Here is a 3168-nt window from a genome sequence, read left to right as displayed (position 1 = left end):
GAGCTAAATGCACCCCGGTAAAATTATGGGGAGCCCGAATATCCGTTGCTAAAAACTTTTTACTAAACCACTTATTCATCCGTTATCGTTGGGGGGCACCATGAACGATCGCCGTTGCGTTCAATCTAAGCCTACCCCTTCGCCTGCCGGAGCAAGTCAGACTTTAACGTATTGTTGCAACAGTTTTTCCAATTGACTAACCGGGGCCCGGGGGGATAACCTCGGCAAAGTAATTTCCCCCGTCGGCGATCGCCACACTAGCACCGGAATTTCATATTGATAAGCGGCCCACCATTGTTCGTTGGTGGTAATGTCACGGACTTCTAGCTCAATCCCCAGGTTATCAATTTGGGCTAATTTTTCCATTAATCCTTCACAGAGATGGCAACCGGGCTTGCTATATAAAATTAATTCCATAATGTTGCGATTAGTTTCCACCATTGGTGCAGTCTTGTCTGTTTCCACTTTAAGGGCCAGGAAAACCCAGGTAGCCCTTAAAAATTAGTTCTGGTGTCCAGGGAATAAAGCCAGGCGATCGCCGACAGAATTAATAATAAAACCACCAGCCAATCCCCCCAACGGCTATAGGGGCTGAGATGCTGACGACGGTAAATGGGGGCGGCATGGATTTGATACTGGTTCATGGCCGATAACCAGAGGGTCTTCCCCCGGGGATTAATGATGGCGGAAAGGCCGGTGTTGGTGGCCCGGGCCAGCCATCGATCGCCTTCAATGGCTCGCATCACATCCAGGGCGTGGTGTTGGGCGGCCATGGTGTCGCTGTAATGAGCATTATTGGCGCTAGAAAGAATAAATTCTCCCCCCTGCAATAGCTGGGCCCGCAACAGATGGGGAAAGGCAGACTCGTAGCAGATGACCACCGCCGCCGGGCCAAAGGGAGTTGGTAAAACCTGGGGGCGATCGCCAGGGAGTAACTGCTCCTTGAGGGGGGAAAGCCGTTGGATTAATTGCCCCAAAACGTTACTGAGTGGAATATATTCTCCCAAGGGTACCAGCTTAACTTTGTCGTAGCGCCCCCGTAATTGTCCTTGGCTATCAATGGTAAAGAGGCTATTGGTGTAACCATCTCCCTTGGTGCCATAGGCTCCCAACCACACCGGCACTTGGGTTTGCAAAATAGCTTGGTAAAAACCACTCCTCGCCACCACCATTTCCCAAAGATAGGGTAAGGCTCCCTCCGGTGTAAGTACGATATCCACTCCCTGCCCCGCCAGTTTTTCATAGCCCTCTGTATAACCAGCGATCGCCCGGCGCCAACCTTCACTATTAAACTTAATTTGATTGGGGATATTACCTTGGATAATGCCCACATTAATGCTTTGTTCCGGTACATCTGCCAAGGGTTTTTGGTAAAGTAACCACCCTCCCCCCTGACAACCAAGCCAGATCACCATAGCCAGGAATAAATAAGGCCAAATACGGCCATGGTTGTTAGAGGTTTTAGCATCTAAAAAATCAATTAAACCTAATGCTAACAGCCCATTAATGGCCACAATAAAAGCGGTTAATAACGCCGGCCCACCCAAGGCTCCCCACTGCAAAAAATGTAACTGACTAGGGCTTTGGGTATAGGCCACCGGACTCCACCAAAGAATGGAATGGCTCCAGAGGATTTCCAAAGTACACCAACTGGCGGTACCCCAAAGAATGAAGGACAAATTTCTAAAAATAGGATTAACCGTTGTCCGGGCTGTGGTAATTTGCCAAGCTGCCATGGCCAACAACCAAACCCATACCAGGACAATGCCCCAAGCTGTGATTGCCAACCAACAAAAAGCGGCGATCGCCAGACTGGCCAACCAAGGTACCCCCAACCAAGTGAGGGGATGGACTCCGGTAATCCAAAATAAGGCGATGCCATAAAATCCTCCTCCCCAAGCTATGGCTGTTATCAACCTTGAAATTAAAAATTGTTTGAGCTGGGTAAAATTAAGCTTAGTGGGATTAGCTCTAAAAACCCAAAGCCAGAGGGGAATTTGTCCAAACCAAGCTGCGTAAGTCCAGCCTAAAGAAGCGGTAGCCAAACCCATAGCTATACCTCCCAACAATAGGAAGGTAAAACTTTTAGCTACGGTGCTGAATTTGTGGTTATCCAATCAGTTTTAATTCCCTAAAAATTCCAACTAAAGTTGCTGGGCTCGACTTTGGGCTTGGTCAATTAGGGTTTGGGCCTGGTCATAAACGGTAGTGCCTGGCTGTACCTTTTGTAGTTGATTAATAATTTGGCTAATTTCCCCCTTAATACGGTTGCGGCCTTGACTATCACTGCTGGGAGGGAGATTAGTTAATAGGTTTTGAATTTGGTTTTGGGCCTCGTCAAATTGGGCTATAGCTCCCTGTTCCGCCGCTAAATTGATGCGAATTTTACCAAGGGTTTCCGTATATTCCGCCAAAAAGGTTTGGGCTGACAAATATTGGGCATCTTGGGGTTGCACCATTTGCAATCTCTGGATGGCTTCTTGGTACAAATTAAGCACCTCCTGCCATTGATTCACCGTTAAAGGGGCCTGGGCAATGCTTTGATCAGCCCGCTGGGCAAATTGCTGGGCTGCCATCACCATGGTTTGGGTTTGATTTGTACCCGCCACTAAACCCGCCACCTGTTGAAATTCCTGTTCATAGTTGCGTAAACGATTGGTGGTTTGACTTCCGGCCAAGGTTTTCTCTGGGATTAGGGTCAATTGATTGATGGCCCCTTGCCAACTCGCGATCGCCGCTTGCCGTTGTTCGGGGGTAGTGGCCTGTTCATAACTAGTTTTGGCTCCTTGGATATTCTGCTCCGCCGTAGTCAGGGCCGATAGGGCATTTTTTTCCTGAAAAACCCTGGCTTCCATACGTCCCACCTGGGCCCTGGCCTGCTGAAATTCGTCGAAGGTGAAATTCCAAGAACAGCCCCCCATAAATTGGCACACTTTCACCGGTTCATAGCCAAGGAACCACACCGGCAACTGGTCTAAATTTTGCTGAGCGAGGCGCACTTTTTCCGCCCCCAATTCAATATCCGCTGCGCTGGTGGCATTATTCACCAACTGATCCGCCTGTTCTCCATGGGCGATCGCCTCGCGGTAATTCCTGTCCATACTCAGGTAACTGGGCAAAAGCAACATGGGCGCTACTCTGGCCACGGGCCGTCGCACCATCGGGTAG

General features: G+C 49.3%; 3 protein-coding genes. All 3 read right to left on the bottom strand.

Annotated features, from left to right (window positions below):
- Positions 1 to 156: 156 nt before the first annotated feature.
- Entirely contained in the window at positions 157 to 438 is a 282-nt protein-coding gene (locus IQ219_RS18320) for a glutaredoxin family protein (protein WP_368667636.1), read from the bottom strand.
- Between the two features lie 56 nt (positions 439 to 494).
- Positions 495 to 2051, bottom strand: a complete 1557-nt coding sequence (gene lnt, locus IQ219_RS18315) for an apolipoprotein N-acyltransferase (protein ID WP_194073555.1) — start codon at positions 2049 to 2051, stop codon at positions 495 to 497.
- A 93-nt stretch (positions 2052 to 2144) separates the two neighbouring features.
- Positions 2145 to 3168: hypothetical protein (locus tag IQ219_RS18310; RefSeq protein ID WP_194073554.1), on the bottom strand; the 1024-nt coding region annotated here is incomplete at its 5' end.

The organism is Synechocystis sp. LEGE 06083 (assembly GCF_015207725.1).
GTDB lineage: Bacteria > Cyanobacteriota > Cyanobacteriia > Cyanobacteriales > Microcystaceae > Synechocystis > Synechocystis salina.
The sequence above is the reverse complement of the archived record's forward strand: the minus strand, read 5'-3'. Positions and strand labels throughout refer to the sequence as shown.

What these genes read in the sequence shown, in the direction of transcription:
- lnt (WP_194073555.1), bottom strand. Translation starts at nt 2,051, where the DNA reads ATGGGTTTGGCTACCGCTTCTTTAGGCTGGACTTACGCAGCTTGGTTT.